At 69.3% G+C, this 15982-nt stretch carries 13 protein-coding genes; 1 reads left to right on the top strand and 12 read right to left on the bottom strand.

Translation table 11 applies throughout. The features are described 5' to 3' along the window. Nucleotides 1-10: 10 nt before the first annotated feature. The 9 genes from rodA to ACFVDM_RS05080 all read right to left on the bottom strand — a co-directional run bounded on the left by rodA (nt 11) and on the right by ACFVDM_RS05080 (nt 11688). Nucleotides 11-1201, bottom strand: a complete 1191-nt coding sequence (rodA, locus tag ACFVDM_RS05040) for a rod shape-determining protein RodA (protein WP_383633343.1) — start codon at nt 1199-1201, stop codon at nt 11-13. Beyond that, nucleotides 1201-3366 carry a penicillin-binding protein 2 gene (gene mrdA, locus ACFVDM_RS05045; RefSeq protein WP_383633346.1) on the bottom strand — a complete coding sequence of 722 codons (2166 nt, stop codon included), beginning with the start codon at nt 3364-3366 and terminating at the stop codon, nt 1201-1203. The genes rodA and mrdA overlap by 1 nt, the downstream gene beginning before the upstream one ends. A 67-nt stretch (nt 3367-3433) precedes the next feature. Beyond that, nucleotides 3434-4099, bottom strand: coding sequence for a rod shape-determining protein MreD (gene mreD, locus ACFVDM_RS05050; protein ID WP_383633349.1), 666 nt, complete (start codon nt 4097-4099; stop codon nt 3434-3436). 11 nt (nt 4100-4110) lie between these two features. Further along, the gene (mreC, locus tag ACFVDM_RS05055) at nt 4111-5151 is read right to left on the bottom strand and encodes a rod shape-determining protein MreC (protein ID WP_383633352.1); all 1041 of its coding nucleotides are present in this window, start codon (nt 5149-5151) and stop codon (nt 4111-4113) included. A 96-nt stretch (nt 5152-5247) separates the two neighbouring features. After that, nucleotides 5248-6267, bottom strand: a complete 1020-nt coding sequence (locus ACFVDM_RS05060) for a rod shape-determining protein (protein WP_383633355.1) — start codon at nt 6265-6267, stop codon at nt 5248-5250. Nucleotides 6268-6560: 293 nt separating this feature from the next. Then, nucleotides 6561-6974 carry a nucleoside-diphosphate kinase gene (ndk, locus tag ACFVDM_RS05065; RefSeq protein ID WP_383633357.1) on the bottom strand — a complete coding sequence of 138 codons (414 nt, stop codon included), beginning with the start codon at nt 6972-6974 and terminating at the stop codon, nt 6561-6563. Nucleotides 6975-7048: 74 nt separating this feature from the next. Beyond that, nucleotides 7049-7405: a DUF4233 domain-containing protein gene (locus ACFVDM_RS05070; protein ID WP_383633360.1), complete on the bottom strand. Its 357-nt coding sequence runs from the start codon at nt 7403-7405 to the stop codon at nt 7049-7051. A gap of 3 nt (nt 7406-7408) precedes the next feature. Continuing rightward, nucleotides 7409-8932, bottom strand: coding sequence for a bifunctional folylpolyglutamate synthase/dihydrofolate synthase (locus ACFVDM_RS05075; protein WP_383633363.1), 1524 nt, complete (start codon nt 8930-8932; stop codon nt 7409-7411). 134 nt (nt 8933-9066) lie between these two features. Continuing rightward, on the bottom strand, nt 9067-11688 hold the full coding sequence (locus ACFVDM_RS05080; RefSeq protein WP_383633366.1) for a valine--tRNA ligase: 2622 nt from the start codon (nt 11686-11688) through the stop codon (nt 9067-9069). A 139-nt stretch (nt 11689-11827) separates the two neighbouring features. On the opposite strand from ACFVDM_RS05080, the gene ACFVDM_RS05085 reads away from it, so the two are divergent. Beyond that, a complete protein-coding gene (locus ACFVDM_RS05085) occupies nt 11828-12838 on the top strand; it encodes a hypothetical protein (protein WP_383633369.1) in 1011 nt (336 codons plus the stop codon). A gap of 81 nt (nt 12839-12919) precedes the next feature. Here ACFVDM_RS05085 and clpX read toward each other — a convergent pair whose 3' ends face one another. The 3 genes from clpX to ACFVDM_RS05100 form a co-directional block, all read right to left on the bottom strand. Then, complete coding sequence (gene clpX, locus ACFVDM_RS05090; RefSeq protein WP_383633371.1) at nt 12920-14218, bottom strand: ATP-dependent Clp protease ATP-binding subunit ClpX; 1299 nt, start codon at nt 14216-14218, stop codon at nt 12920-12922. A 157-nt stretch (nt 14219-14375) separates the two neighbouring features. After that, nucleotides 14376-15059 carry an ATP-dependent Clp protease proteolytic subunit gene (locus ACFVDM_RS05095; RefSeq protein WP_383633374.1) on the bottom strand — a complete coding sequence of 228 codons (684 nt, stop codon included), beginning with the start codon at nt 15057-15059 and terminating at the stop codon, nt 14376-14378. Between the two features lie 75 nt (nt 15060-15134). Next, nucleotides 15135-15740: an ATP-dependent Clp protease proteolytic subunit gene (locus ACFVDM_RS05100; protein WP_267008104.1), complete on the bottom strand. Its 606-nt coding sequence runs from the start codon at nt 15738-15740 to the stop codon at nt 15135-15137. Nucleotides 15741-15982: the final 242 nt, after the last annotated feature.

The following is a 15982-nucleotide window of genomic DNA, read 5'->3' on the forward strand; positions in this document are numbered from 1 at the left end:
CGGTGACGGCTCAGGCCGTTATCGGCCGCTGCACGCGGATGGACTGGAGCAGCCCGATGGCGACCCAGACGGCGAACATCGAGGAGCCTCCGTAGGAGACGAAGGGCAGCGGCAGTCCGGCGACCGGCATGATGCCGAGCGTCATGCCGATGTTCTCGAAGGACTGGAAGGCGAACCAGGCGATGATCCCGGCGGCGACGATCGTGCCGTACAGCTCGGTGGTCTCGCGGGCGATGCGGCAGGCGCGCCAGAGCACGATGCCGAGGAGGACCAGGATCAGTCCGGCGCCGAGGAAGCCGAGTTCCTCGCCGGCGACGGTGAAGACGAAGTCGGTCTGCTGCTCGGGGACGAACTGGCCGGTGGTCTGGGTGCCGTGGAAGAGGCCGGTGCCGGAGAGTCCGCCGGAGCCGATGGCGATGCGGGCCTGGTTGGTGTTGTAGCCGACGCCGGCCGGGTCGAGCGCCGGGTTGGCGAAGGCGGCGAAGCGGGCGATCTGGTAGTCGTCGAGCAGTCCGAGCTGCCAGATGGCGACACCGCCGGCGACGCCCGCGCCGAGGAGGCCGAAGACCCAGCGGTTGGAGGCGCCGGAGGCCAGCAGGACGCCGAGCACGATGACGACCATGACCATGACCGAGCCGAGGTCGGGCATCCCCATGACGATCACCATGGGGACGGCGGCCAGGCCGAGGGCCTTGGCGACGGTCCGGTGGTCGGGGTGGACCTGGTCGCCGGCGTCGACCCGGGCGGCGAGCAGCATCGCCATCCCGAGAATGATCGTGATCTTGGTGAACTCGGAGGGCTGGAGGGAGAAACCGCCCGGCAGCAGGATCCAGGCGTGCGCGCCGTTGACGGTGGCGCCCAGCGGGGTGAGCACCGTCATGACGAGCAGCACGGAGACCACGTAGAGGATCGGGACGGCCCCGCGCAGGGTGCGGTGGCCGAGCCAGATCGTGCCGACCATCAGCGCGATGCCGATGCCGGTGTTGAGGGCGTGGCGGAAGAGGAAGTAGTACGGATCGCCGTGGGTGAGCGAGTCGCGTCCCCGGGTCGCCGACCAGACGAGCAGCGAGCCGATGAAGGAGAGCGCGATCGCCGAGCCGAGGAGCGGCCAGTCCAGCCGGCGCACGACGGAGTCGCGTGCCATGAGCCGGCCCCAGCCGGAGCGCTCCGGGCCGTAGCGCGGGACGGAGAACCCGGCCATCAGTCACGCCTCCCCAGGACCGCGGCGAGCGTCTGCTCGCCCGCCGGCTTCTGCGAGTCGGGGTTGTACGGCTTGATCGTCGGGGCGTCGATGGTGCCGTCGGCCTGGATCTTCGGCAGCGACTTCTGGGGCGTCGGCAGGAGGGCCTTCTTGAGGTCCTGCTTGCCCGAGGCGTCGAGGCCGTAGAGCGCGTTGTAGATGTTGCGGACGGCGGGGCCGGACGCGCCGGAACCCGTACCACCCTGGGAGATCGTCATGACGATCGAGTAGTCCTTGGTGTACGTGGCGAACCACGAGGTCGTCTGCTTGCCGTAGACCTCGGCGGTACCCGTCTTGGCGTGCATCGGGATCTTGTCCTGCGGCCAGCCGCCGAACCGCCAGGCGGCCGAACCGCGGGTCGCGACACCCGCGAGGGCTTCGTCTATCTCGTCGCGCGTCTTCTTGGTGAAGGGCAGCTTGCCGTGCGCCTTGGGCTCGATCTCCTGGACGGTCTTGCCGTCGCCGCTGACGATCGCCTTGCCGACGGTGGGGTCGTAGAGGGTGCCGCCGTTGGAGATGGCCGCGTAGATGGTGGCCATCTGGATCGGGGTGACGAGGGTGTCGCCCTGGCCGATCGAGTAGTTGACCGAGTCACCGGCGCGCATCTTGTCGCCTTCGAGACAGTTCTCGTACGCGATCTTCTCGACGTACGTGCCGTCCTTCTTGCCCTGCTTGCACCAGGCGTCGTGGTTGGCGGCGGCGAACTTCTTCTTCCACTCGCGGTCCGGGACGCGACCGCTGACCTCGTTGGGGAGGTCGATGCCGGTCTCCTTGCCGAGGCCGAACTGGTGGGCGGTCTTGTAGAACCAGTCCTTCGGGTTCTTCTTCGGGCTGTTCCCGCCGTCCTTCTGCCATTCCTGGTGCGCGAGGCCGTAGTAGACGGTGTCGCAGGAGACCTCCAGGGCGCGGCCGATGGTGATGTCGCCGTAGCCCTGGGACTCGAAGTTCTTGAAGGTCTGGCCGCCGATGGAGTACGAGCTGGGGCAGGGGTAGTGCCCGTCGAAGGGGTATCCGGCGTTGACCGCGGCGGTCGAGGAGATGACCTTGAAGATGGAGCCGGGGGCGGCCTGGCCCTGGATGGCGCGGTTGAGCAGCGGGAAGTTGGAGTTCTTCCCGGTCAGCTTGGCGTAGTCCTTGGCGGAGATGCCGCCGACCCAGGCGTTGGGGTCGTAGTTGGGCAGCGAGGCCATGGAGACGACCCGGCCGGTCTTGGCCTCCATGACGACGACGGCACCGGAGTCGGCCTTGTAGTTCTCGCCGGTGTTGTTGTCGAACTCGGTACGGGCGATCTTCATCGCCTGGTTCAGCTCGTACTCGGCGACGGCCTGGACCCGGGCGTCGATCGAGGTGACGACGCTGGAGCCGGCCTCCGCCTCGTCGTTCTTGGCGTGGCCGATGACCCGGCCGAGGTTGTCGACCTCGTAGCGGGTGACGCCCGCCTTGCCGCGCAGTTCCTTGTCGTAGGTGCGCTCCAGGCCGGAGCGGCCGACCATGTCGGAGCGCAGATACGGCGAGTCGGTGTCCTGGGCCTTGGTGATCTCCTCGTCGGTGACGGGCGAGAGGTAGCCGAGGACCTGGGCGGTGTTGGCCTTGCCGGGCGCGGCGTAGCGCCGGACGGCGGTGGGTTCGGCGGTGATGCCGGGGAAGTCCTCGGCCCGTTCGCGGATCGTCAGGGCCTGCTGGGTGGTGGCCTCGTCCGTGACCGGGATCGGCTGGTAGGGCGAGCCGTTCCAGCAGGGCTGCGGGGTCTTCGCGTCGCAGAGGCGGACCTTGTCGAGGACCTCCTTGGGCTTCATGCCGAGGACGCCGGCCAGCCGGGTCAGGACGCTCTTGCCGTCGTCGTCCATCTTCAGCAGCTCGGTGCGGCTGGCGGAGACCACGAGCCGGGTCTCGTTGTCGGCGAGCGGTACCCCCCGCGCGTCGAGGATGGAGCCGCGGGCGGCGGGCTGGACGACCTGCTGGACGTGGTTGTTCTTGGCCTCGTCGGAGTACTCCTGGCCGTTGCGGATCTGGAGGTACCAGAGCCGGCCGCCCAGGGTGAGCAGCAGCGAGAAGACGAGGACCTGGATGACGACGAGGCGGATCTGGACGCGCTGGGTCCGGCCCGTCTCGGGGATGTTGGTCACGGGGCGCCCCCGGTGGTGGTCGGGCTGGTCGGGGCCGCGGTGCGGGCGGCCCCGGGCTGGTGCGGCCTCACAGTCGCTTGACTCCCTTGATGCGTCCGGCGCGGGCGGCCCGGTTGCGGGCGGCCTTCACGCGCAGTCCGCCGCGCTGGCTGCCGATCCGCAGACCGGAACCGGCGGCGAGCCAGCCCGCGGCGGCGTCCCCGCGGCCGGAGGAGGACTCGGTCAGCGGATCGTGCACCGTGCGTCTGGCCATCGCCATGATCAGCGGGACGGTGAACGGGGCGAGCAGCAGGTCGTACACGGCGGCGGTGAACAGCAGGCTGCCCAGGCCCACATGGCGGGCGGCCGTGTCGCCGACGAGGGCGCCGACGCCCGCGTACAGCAGCGTCGAGCCGATCGCCGAGGCGACGACCACGGCCATCGGCACGAAGGCCGACCTGAGCTGCCCGTTCTCGGGCCTGGCCAGTCCGGCGAGATAGCCGATCACACAGAGGACCAGGGCGTAGCGCCCGGCGGCGTGATCGGCCGGGGGTGCCAGGTCCGCGAGGAGCCCGGCACCGAAGCCGATCAGGGCGCCGCTGACGTGCCCGTAGACCAGGGCCAGTCCGACCACGACCATGAGCAGCAGGTCCGGAACGGCGCCGGGGAGCTGGAGCCTGGCGAGGACGGAGACCTGGACGACCAGGGCGATCACGACCAGGAGGACGGAGAGCAGAGTCCGGTGGAGGCGCATGGGGATCAGCTCTACCTCTGTTCGTTGACCGCGTTGCCGGCGTTCGGTGTGGCGTTCCCGCTGGGATCGGGGCTCGCGGGTGGGCTCTGGTGGATGTTGCCGACCACGTTGCCCTCGGTGTCGACGATGTCGCCGTTGGGCGAGATGGTGACGGTGACGGTCGGGGTGGGCTTCGGCTTGGCCGGGGCCTTCGGCTTCTTCGGCAGGACCATGTCGCGGGGGTCCTCGCGCGGGGCCTGGACGACGATGCCGACGATGTCGAGCTTGGTGAAGCCGACATACGGACGGACGTAGACGGTACGGGTCAGGTCGCCGCCGGACGGATCGACCCGGACGACCTCGCCGACCGGGACGCCCGGCACGAAGGGCTTGTCCTTGCTGGAGCCGAAGGTGACCAGCCGGTCGCCCTTTTTGACCTTGGCCTTGCCGTTCAGGAACTGGACGGACAGCGGGCGCGAGCCCTGGCCGGTGGCGAAGCCGAGTTCGTCGGTGGACTCCATGCGGGTGCCGACGGTGAAGTCGGGGTCGTTGGCCAGCAGCACCGTGGCGGTGTCGGGGCCGACGGTGGTGACGCGGCCGACGAGTCCGTCCCCGTTCAGCACGGTCATGTCGCGCTTGACGCCGTCCTTGGAGCCGGCGTCGATGGTGACCGTCCAGGAGAAGCCCTGGGCCGCTCCTATGGCGATGACCTCGGCGGCCTTGATGCCGTACTGGCCGGCCGCCGACTTCTTCAGCATCTTGTCGAGCTCGCGCACCCGGTTGCGGTTGCGGTCGTCGCTGCCCAGCTCCGCCTTGAGCGCGGCGTTCTGCTTCTCCAGCTCGGCGATCTTGTCGTGGCGGCTGCCGGAGGCGCGGACGGCCCCTATGGCGTTGCCCACCGGGTCCACCGCCGCCGCCACACCGTTCTCCACCGGTCCGAAGACCGTCGCGGCGGCCTGCCGGGCGCCGTCCACCGGTGATGCCTCGCCGCCGCGGATGTCCACCGTGATCAATGCGAATGCGATGGCGATCAGCAGCACCAGGAGCAGCCGGCTCTCTCGTGTGTCCCTCACGTGCGGCGGCCGTGCCTTCCTCGTAGGAATGTTCGTGCCTGTATATCAACGATCCTCCGCGCGGAGCGGCAGCGTCCGCGCGGAGGGCGTGGTGTTCTAGCGGCGGGGCTGGGCGTCCAGCACCTGCTGGAGCGCCTCGAACTCCTCGACGCACTTGCCGGATCCGAGGGCCACGGAGTCCAGCGGGTCCTCGGCGATGTGGATCGGCATGCCCGTCTCGTGGCGGAGCCGCTCGTCCAGTCCGCGCAGCAGCGCGCCGCCGCCGGTGAGGACGATGCCCCGGTCCATGACGTCGCCGGACAGCTCCGGCGGGCACTTGTCCAGCGTCGTCTTGACCGCGTCGACGATCGCGTTGACCGGCTCCTCGATGGCCTTGCGGACCTCGGTGGCGGAGATGACCACGGTCTTGGGCAGCCCCGAGACCAGGTCGCGGCCGCGGATCTCGGTGTGCTCGTCCTTCTCCAGGTCGTAGGCCGAACCGATGGTGATCTTGATCTGTTCGGCGGTCCGCTCACCGAGCAGGAGCGAGTACTCCTTCTTGATGTGCTGGATGATCGCGTTGTCCAGTTCGTCACCGGCCACGCGGATCGACTGGGCAGTGACGATTCCGCCGAGCGAGATGACCGCGACCTCGGTGGTGCCGCCGCCGATGTCCACCACCATGTTGCCGGTGGCCTCGTGGACCGGCAGACCCGAGCCGATCGCGGCCGCCATCGGCTCCTCGATGATGTGCACCTGGCGGGCGCCGGCCTGGGTCGACGCCTCGATGACGGCGCGCCGCTCGACCCCGGTGATACCGGAGGGCACACAGACCACGACGCGGGGACGGGCCAGGTAGCGCCGCTTGTGGATCTTCAGGATGAAGTAGCGGAGCATCCGCTCGGTGATCTCGAAGTCGGCGATCACGCCGTCCTTCAGGGGCCGTACGGCGACGATGTTGCCCGGCGTACGGCCGATCATCTTCTTGGCCTCGGACCCGACCGCGAGGATGCCGCCGGTGTTGGTGTTGATGGCCACGACGGACGGCTCGTTCAGGACGATGCCGCGCCCCCTGACGTACACCAGCGTGTTGGCAGTCCCGAGGTCGATAGCCATGTCACGGCCGATGAACGACATTGAGTTCCCCTTGTTCCCCATGAGGATGCGTCGGGCCTTCCCAAGCGAAAGCGATGATGGCTTGATTTGGTAGGCGAGATGAGCGCTGCGGGCGTGGAAGCTTCCATCGTAGTGCCGGAAACACCGACACAGCGCGAGGGTCCTTCGCCATGCTGGGCAGAACGGGTGGCCGTTCCACTCATGGTGACGTTACGTCGAGGGGATGCGTTCCCGCGATCCGGGACCCTATGCCGAAGGGCGACCGAATTAATTCGGTCGCCCCAGGTCATGAGCGCTGTTCGGCTGATCCGGATTCAGGAAAGACCGGGAAAGAACAGCTTCATCTCCCGCTCCGCGGACTCCTCGGAGTCCGAGGCGTGGATGAGGTTCTCCCGGGTGATCGTGCCGAAGTCGCCGCGGATCGATCCGGGCGCGGCGGCGATCGGGTCGGTCGGGCCGGCCAGGGCGCGGACGCCCTCGATGACCCGCTCGCCCTCGGCCACCAGCGCGACGATCGGGCCGGACAGCATGAACTCGACCAGCGGCTCGTAGAACGGGCGGCCGACGTGCTCGGCGTAGTGCTGCTCCAGTGTGGCGCGGTCCAGGGTACGCAGCTCCAGCGCGGTGATCTTCCAGCCGGCCTTGCGCTCGATGCGGCCGACGATCTCGCCGACCAGACCGCGACGGACGGCGTCGGGCTTGAGAAGAACGAGGGTGCGCTGGGTCATGTGCGGCTCCTTGCAGGCATACGGGTGCGGTGAGGCGAGATTACAGGGGGCGGCCGGCGGGCGGACCGCCGGGCTCAGGCGCCGGAGGCCGCCTGGGCCTCCTCCTGGGCGGCCCAGCGGGCCTTGGCCTCGTCGATTCTGCGACCGTAGTGCACCGAGGCCCACCACAGGCCGCCGAAGGCCAGACCGAGGATGAACATCATCGGAACCACGAATCCGCTGGCGACCAGCGCGGCCTGGAGCACCCAGCCCAGCTGTACGCCGCCGGGGCGGGTGATCATCCCGCACAGCAGCACGGAGAGCAGCATGCCGATGCCGCAGACCGTCCAGACCGTGGCGGACGTCAGGTCGTCGGACTTCATCGCGACGAGCCCGGCGAAACCGATGACGAAGAATTCACCGATCAGGGTCGATGCACAGAGCGTACGCACGGATCAGCGCCTTCCCAGAAGCAGCCGGGCCTCGCCGACCGTGATCACGGAACCGGTCACCAGCACCCCGGCGCCCGCGTACTCGTCCTCCTCCTCGGCGAGGGTGATCGCCGCTTCCAGCGCGTCGTCGAGCCTCGGCTCCACCTGGACCCGCTCGTCGCCGAAGACCTCGACGGCGACGGCCGCCAGGGCGTCCGCGTCCATCGCGCGCTCGGTGGAGTTCTGTGTGACGACGATCTCCGCGAAGATCGGCTCGAAGGCCTCCAGGAGCCCCCGGACGTCCTTGTCGCCGCTGGCGCCGACCACACCGATCAGCCGGGAGAAGCCGAAGGCCTCGGACAGGCCCTCCGCGGTGGCGAGGGCACCCGCCGGGTTGTGCGCGGCGTCCAGGATCACGGTCGGGCTGGAGCGGACGACCTCCAGGCGGCCCGGCGAGACCACCGAGGCGAAGGCGCGGCGGACGATGTCGGCGTCCAGCGCCCCGGGCCGCTCGGCACCGACGCCGAAGAACGCCTCGACGGCCGCCAGGGCCACCGCCGCGTTGTGCGCCTGGTGGGCGCCGTACAGCGGGAGGAAGACCGTGTCGTACTCCCCGCCGAGGCCGCGCAGCGTCAGCAGCTGGCCGCCGACCGCGACCTCCCGGGAGACGACGCCGAACTCCATGCCCTCGCGGGCCACGGTGGCGTCGACCTCGACGGCCTTCTTCAGCATCACCTGGGCGGCGTCGACGGGCTGCTGCGCCAGGATGACCGTGGCGCCCTGCTTGATGATCCCGGACTTCTCCACCGCGATCTCGCCGGGCGTGGAGCCCAGCCGGTCGGTGTGGTCCAGGGAGATCGGGGTGACGACGGCGACCCCGGCGTCGATGACATTGGTCGCGTCCCAGCTGCCGCCCATGCCGACCTCGACCACCGCGACGTCGACCGGGGAGTCGGCGAAGGCCGCGTACGCCATGCCCGTCAGCACCTCGAAGAAGGAGAGCCGGTAGGGCTGCTGCGCGTCGACCATCTCGACGTACGGCTTGATGTCCTCGTAGGTGGCGATGAACCGCTCCGGGTCCATCGGGGCGCCGTCCAGGCTGATCCGCTCGGTGATCGACTGGACGTGCGGGGAGGTGTACCGCCCGGTGCGCAGGTCGAAGGCGCCGAGCAGGGCCTCGATCATGCGGGCGGTGCTCGTCTTGCCGTTGGTTCCCGTGATGTGGATCGACGGGTAGGCGCGCTGCGGCTCGCCGAGCACGTCCATGAGCGCGGCGATCCGCGCCACGGACGGCTCCAGCTTGGTCTCGCCCCAGCGCCCGGCGAGCTCCTGCTCCACCGCGCGCAGTGCCTTGTCCACCTCCGGGTCGGCGGGGCGGGCGGGGACCTCGTCGGCCTGCGGCGGGCCGGAGGCGGCGCGCAGCGTACGGCTCCCGGCCTCGATCACCGCCAGGTCGGGGTCGCGCTGGGTCGCTTCGCCGACGATCTCCGCGAAGGCGTCGTCGGAATCGGAGGCGTCGTGCCGGTCGGAAGGGCGGGGCTCACTCACGGGCCCCAGTCTACGGACCGGCACCGACAACGCGCGCAGCCGCCCGGGGCGGCGGCACGGCCCGCGCCGGCCGGAACGGCGGAGCCCCCGCGCGCCCGGTCGGTCGGGTGCGCGGGGGCTCCGTGCTCAGCACATCAGCCCTGGGGCAGTCCGGCCAGCTGGCCGGTGATCCGCTCGATGTCGGCCTCGGCCTTGGCGAGCCGGCCGCGGATCTTGTCGACCACGTTGTCCGGGGCCTTGGCCAGGAACGCCTCGTTGCCGAGCTTCCCGGTGGCCTGCGCCTTCTCCTTCCGCGCCGCCTCCAGGTCCTTCGTCAGCCGCTTGCGCTCGGCGCCGACGTCGATCGTGCCGGACAGGTCCAGCGCGACGGTCGCCCCGGCGACGGGCAGCGAGGCGGTGGCGTGGAAGCCCTCGCCGGCCGGCTGGAGCCGCAGCACCTGGCGGATGGCCGCCTCGTGCGGGGCCAGCGGCGTCCCGGTCAGGGTCAGCTCGGCCGGGACCTTCTGGCCGGGCTGGAGGCCCTGGTCGGTGCGGAAGCGGCGGACCTCGGTGACGAGCTGCTGGACGAGCGCGATCTCCTGCTCGGCCGCGGGGTCGCGGAAGCCCGAGTCCTCCGGCCACTCGGCGACGACGACGGACTCGCGGCCGGTGAGCGCGGTCCACAGGGTCTCGGTGACGAAGGGGACGATCGGGTGGAGGATCCGCAGCAGCTTGTCCAGGACCTCACCGAGGACCCGGGCCGAGACCTTGGCCGGCTCGCCGCCGGCGAAGAACGTGGTCTTGGACAGCTCGACGTACCAGTCGAAGACCTCGTCCCACGCGAAGTGGTAGAGGGCGTCGGAGAGCTTGGCGAACTGGAAGTCCTCGTAGTACGCGTCCGCCTCGGCGACGACCGTGTTGAGCCGGGAGAGGATCCACCGGTCGTTCGCCGACATCTGTTCGGCGGGCGGCAGCTCGCCCTCGGTCGTCGCGCCGTTCATCAGCGCGAAGCGGGTCGCGTTCCAGATCTTGTTGGCGAAGTTGCGGGAGGCCTTGACCCAGTCCTCGCCGATCGGGACGTCGGCACCGGGGTTGGCGCCGTTGGCCAGCGTGAAGCGGACCGCGTCGGAGCCGTAGGCGTCCATCCAGTCGATCGGGTCGACGGCGTTGGGGTTCGACTTCGACATCTTCTTGCCGAACTCGTCGCGGACGAGCCCGGTCAGCGCGACCGTCCTGAACGGGACCTCGCCGTCCATCGCGTACAGGCCGAACATCATCATCCGGACGACCCAGAAGAAGATGATGTCGTGGCCCGTGAGCAGGACGTCGGTCGGATAGAACTTCTCCAGGTCCGGGGTCCGCTCGGGCCAGCCCAGCGTGGAGAAGGGCCACAGCCCGGAGGAGAACCACGTGTCGAGGACGTCCTCGTCCTGGGTCCAGCCCTCGCCGCTCGGCGGCTGCTCGTCGGGTCCGACGCAGACGACCTGGCCCTCGGGGCCGTACCAGACGGGGATGCGGTGGCCCCACCACAACTGGCGCGAGATGCACCAGTCGTTGAGGTTGTCGACCCAGTCGAAGTACCGCTTCTCCATGTCCTTGGGGTGCAGCGCGACCCGGTCCTCGCGGACCGCGTCGCCGGCGGTCTTGGCGAGCGTCTCGACCTTGACCCACCACTGGAGCGAGAGACGCGGCTCGACGGTCGTCTTGCAGCGCGAGCAGTGCCCGACGGAGTGCGTGTACGGGCGCTTCTCGGCGACGACGCGGCCCTGCTCGCGCATGGCGGCGACGATGGCGGCGCGGGCCTCGAAGCGGTCGAGCCCCTCGAACGGGCCGGGCACGGTGATGATGGCCCGCTCGTCCATGACGGTGAGCATCTCCAGGCCGTGGCGCTGGCCGATGGCGAAGTCGTTCGGGTCGTGGGCGGGGGTCACCTTGACGGCGCCGGTGCCGAACTCGGGGTCGACGTGGGTGTCGGCGACGACCGGGATGGTGCGGTCGGTCAGCGGCAGCTTGATCCGCTTGCCGACGAGGTGGGCGTAGCGGGGGTCGTCCGGGTGGACGGCGACCGCGGTGTCGCCCAGCATCGTCTCGACGCGGGTGGTCGCGACGACGAGCGTCTCGTCGCCCTCGCCGTACGTCAGCGAGACCAGCTCGCCGTCGTCGTCCTGGTAGTCGACCTCGATGTCGGAGATCGCGGTCAGACAGCGCGGGCACCAGTTGATGATGCGCTCGGCGCGGTAGATCAGACCGTCGTCGTACAGGTTCTTGAAGATCGTCTGGACGGCCTGGGAGAGGCCCTCGTCCATGGTGAAGCGCTCACGCGACCAGTCGAGACCGGCACCGAGGCGGCGCAGCTGGCCGAGGATCCGGCCGCCGTACTCCTCCTTCCACTGCCAGGTCTTCTCGACGAAGGCCTCCCGGCCGATGTCGTGCCGGGACTTGCCCTCCTCGGCGAGCTGCTGCTCGACCTTGTTCTGCGTGGCGATGCCCGCGTGGTCCATGCCGGGCAGCCAGAGGGTCTCGAAGCCCTGCATGCGCTTGCGGCGCGTGATCGCGTCCATCAGCGTGACCTGGAAGGCATGGCCCAGGTGGAGGGCGCCGGTGACGTTCGGCGGGGGGATGACGATCGTGAACGGAGGCTTCTCGCTCTTGGCGTCCGCCTCGAAGTAACCGCGTTCTACCCAGCGCTCGTACAGCGTCCCCTCTACCGCGGCCGGCGTGTACTGGGTCGGCAGTTCGGGGTTGCTGGCTGGCTGGTGCGCTGCGTTGTCGGTCACGCACCACAGTTTAGAGCCGTCACAGGAGTGCACTGAAACGGGATTGTTCGGTAACGGTGTACCTCCCGGTGCTCCACGCGCGCGAAGCTTCCGCCAGGATGTTCGGAACGCGTAAGCATCACGAACAGGGGACACCGCAATGAGCTACAACCAGCCGGGCCCGTACGGCGGCCAGCCGCCGCAGGGCCAGCCCGGACCGTACGGCGGCCCCCCGCAGGGCCAGCCCGGTCCCTACGGCCAGCAGCAGCCCGGCCCGTACGGCCAGCAGCCGCCGCAGGGCCAGCCCGGGTACGGCTACCCGCAGCAGGCGCCCCAGGGCGTCCCGCAGCAGCAGCCGGGCTACGGCTACCCCCAGCCCCAGCAGCCCGGCCCCTACGGCCAGCAGCCCCCCACTCCCCCGTACGGCGGCCAGCCGGTCTACGGCCAGCAGCCGGGCTTCCCCCCGGCCGAGCCCAAGAAGAAGACCGGCCTCATCGTCGCCGTCTCCGTGGTCGCCCTGGCGGTCATCGCGGGCGGCGTGTACTTCCTGACCTCGGACGGCGGCGCGAGCAACAGCGATGTCGCGGACTCCACGAAGGGGTACAAGCTGACGCCCGCGGCGACGCTGGACGGGTACAAGAAGGGGTCCAGCTCCGGGGAGTCCGGTGCGGCGACCGGCGAGGAGAAGACCAGGCTCGAGGGGCTCGGCATCAAGAACCCGCAGAAGGCGGGCGGCACGTACGAGTCGGGATCCGAGGCGAACCCGATGGGGGCGAAGTCGATCACGCTCTCCGGCTACTGGGGCGATGTCACCGACCCGGCGAAGGTCATCGACAACGCGTTCAACAACGCGGAGTCGGACTTCAAGAAGGGCGAGAACGGGATGGACGTCCAGCTCGTCGGCAGCCCCAGGGCCGTCACGCCGGACGGCTTCAAGGGCGCCCTCATGAAGTGCCAGGACCTCAAGATCACGAACACAAAGGGCGACGGGACCATCGCGAAGGGGCCGAAGGAATTCCAGATCCCCGTGTGCGTCTGGGCCGACTACAGCACCGTCGGCACCGTGCTCGGTGTGGACGTGGCGCTGTCGATGTCCGGCAAGGGCATGAGCCAGGACGATGTCGCCGGCATCACCGCCAAGCTCTACAACACCTCCCGCACCAAGATCTGACCCTGCGGCAACGCGAAGGGGCGCCCCGCCGGATCAACCGGTCGGGCGCCCCTTCGCGTACGTGACGGGGAGAAACGGCCGCTACGCGGACTTCTCGTGCCGGCCCTCGTCGCCCTTGCCGATCGTGCGCGGTTCGCGCGGGACCAGGGTGGGGTTGACGTTGTTGCGGACCACGTCGGCGGTGATGACGACGCGGGCGACGTCCTTGCGGGACGGGACCTCGTACATCACGGACTGGAGGACTTCCTCCATGATCGCGCGCAGGCCGCGGGCGCCGGTCTGGCGGAGGATGGCCTGGTCGGCGATGGCTTCGAGGGCCTCGCGCTCGAAGTCCAGCTCCACGCCGTCGAGTTCGAAGAGGCGCTGGTACTGCTTGACCAGCGCGTTGCGCGGCTCGATGAGGATCTGGAGGAGGGCCTCGCGGTCCAGGTTGTGGACCGAGGTCAGGACGGGGAGGCGGCCGATGAACTCGGGGATCATCCCGAACTTCACCAGGTCCTCCGGCATGACCTCCTGGAACTGGTCGCTCGCCTGGATCTCCCGCTTGGAGCGGATCGTGGCGCCGAAGCCGATGCCCTTGGCGCCGGCCCGGGACTCGATGATCTTCTCCAGGCCGGAGAAGGCGCCGCCCACGATGAACAGCACGTTCGTCGTGTCGATCTGGATGAACTCCTGGTGCGGGTGCTTCCGGCCGCCCTGCGGCGGTACGGAGGCGGTGGTGCCCTCAAGGATCTTGAGGAGGGCCTGCTGGACGCCCTCGCCGGAGACGTCGCGGGTGATCGACGGGTTCTCGCTCTTGCGGGCGACCTTGTCGATCTCGTCGATGTAGATGATCCCGGTCTCGGCCTTCTTGACGTCGTAGTCGGCGGCCTGGATCAGCTTCAGCAGGATGTTCTCGACGTCCTCGCCGACGTAGCCGGCCTCCGTCAGCGCCGTCGCGTCGGCGATGGCGAACGGGACGTTGAGCATGCGGGCCAGCGTCTGCGCGAGGAGGGTCTTGCCGGAGCCCGTGGGGCCCAGCAGCAGGATGTTCGACTTGGCGAGCTCGATCGCGTCGTCGCGGTTCCCGGCGCCGCCGTTCTCGCCGGCCTGGACCCGCTTGTAGTGGTTGTACACAGCGACGGAGAGGGCCTTCTTCGCGGGCTCCTGCCCGACGACGTACCCCTCCAGGAACTCGTAGATCTCGCGGGGCTTGGGAAGCTCCTCCCAGCGCACCTCGCTCGTCTCCGCGAGCTCCTCCTCGATGATCTCGTTGCAGAGATCGATGCACTCGTCGCAGATGTACACACCGGGTCCCGCGATGAGCTTCTTCACCTGCTTCTGGCTCTTTCCGCAGAACGAGCACTTGAGCAGGTCGCCGCCATCACCGATGCGTGCCACGAGGTGCTTCCCCTTCGCCTGGGAGACGCCTGGTTCAGCGGCTCCTGGTGCCTCTATCCGACGGTACCTTGCCTGGCCCCCCGTTCGGGCCCCCCTTGGCACGGTTCACACGGCCGGGGCCGGACGTGCCGGCCGCGCCAAGGGGTAAAGGCCGACGTCAGGCGGCCGCTCCGGCCGCGCTCTTGCGGGTCGACACGATCTGGTCGATCAGACCGTAGGCGAGGGAGTCCTCGGCCGTCAGGATCTTGTCGCGCTCGATGTCGTCGCGGATCTTCTCGATCGGCGTGGTGGAGTGCTTGGCCAGCAGCTCCTCCAGCTGGGTCCGCATGCGCAGGATCTCGTTGGCCGCGATCTCCAGGTCGGAGAGCTGCTCACGGCCGGTCTGCGAGGACGGCTGGTGGATCAGGACGCGGGCGTTGGGCAGCGCCATGCGCTTGCCCGGCGTGCCCGCGGCGAGCAGCACGGCGGCGGCGGAGGCGGCCTGGCCCATGCAGACCGTCTGGATGTCCGGCTTCACGAACTGCATCGTGTCGTAGATCGCGGTGAGCGCGGTGAACGAGCCGCCGGGGCTGTTGATGTAGATGGAGATGTCCCGGTCCGGGTCCATCGACTCCAGGCACAGCAGCTGCGCCATGACGTCGTTGGCGGACGCGTCGTCGATCTGCACGCCGAGGAAGATCACGCGCTCCTCGAAGAGCTTCGCGTACGGGTCGTACTCACGCACGCCCTGCGAGGTCCGCTCCACGAAGCGGGGCACGATGTAGCGGTTGTCCACCTGCGGGCCGGTGTAGAGGCCGCTCGCGGAGGCGCCGGGGAAGTTGTTCATGTGGGTGTTCACCATCCTGGTGGCGTTCTGTGGGCTGGGGTCTCGGCGTACGAGAGATGCGGTGCGGTGGGCGCTGTCCGGGGAACCGGATCAGGCGCCGGTGCCGCCGCCGCCCGGAACGCCCGATGCGATCGTGATGATCTCGTCGATGAGGCCGTACTCCTTGGCCTCCTCCGCGGTGTACCAGCGGTCGCGGTCGCCGTCGCGGATGATCGTCTCCACGGTCTGGCCGGAGTGGCGGGCGGTGATCTCCGCCATGCGCTGCTTGGTGCGCAGCAGGTACTGGGCCTGGATCTTGATGTCCGAGGCCGTACCGCCGATGCCGGCCGAACCCTGGTGCATGAGGATGTCGGTGTTCGGGAGCGCGAAGCGCTTGCCGGCGGTGCCGCCGGTGAGCAGGAACTGGCCCATGGAGGCGGCCATGCCCATCCCGATGGTGACCACGTCGTTCGGGATGTACTGCATGGTGTCGTAGACGGCCATGCCGGCCGTCACCGAGCCGCCGGGGCTGTTGATGTAGAGGTAGATGTCCTTGTCCGGCTCGGCGGCAAGGAGGAGAAGCTGTGCGGTGATCTTGTTGGCGATGTCATCGTCGACCTGCTGACCGAGGAAGATGATGCGCTCGCCGAGCAGTCGGCTGTAGACCTGGTCACCGAGGCCTCCACCGAGGGACGGCTCACCGGCGGCGTAGGGCATCAGATTCGTCACGTATCCACCTGCTCGTCTCTGACGGCTCCGGCCGTCTCAGCGTCTTCGTACCGGGGTGGGCCGGGACTCCCCGACCCTTCCTCTTCATGGACCCTAACGCGCAGGTGGGACAACGCCATCCCGCTTCCGCAACTGTTCGCTGGGAGCGCAAGCTCCGCAGTCCGCACAAGGGTTGTGGGGGCGTGCGGGGATACGACGACGGGCTCCGGACAACTGGTGTCCGGAGCCCG

Source organism: Streptomyces sp. NPDC057682, assembly GCF_042799575.1.
Taxonomy (GTDB): domain Bacteria; phylum Actinomycetota; class Actinomycetes; order Streptomycetales; family Streptomycetaceae; genus Streptomyces.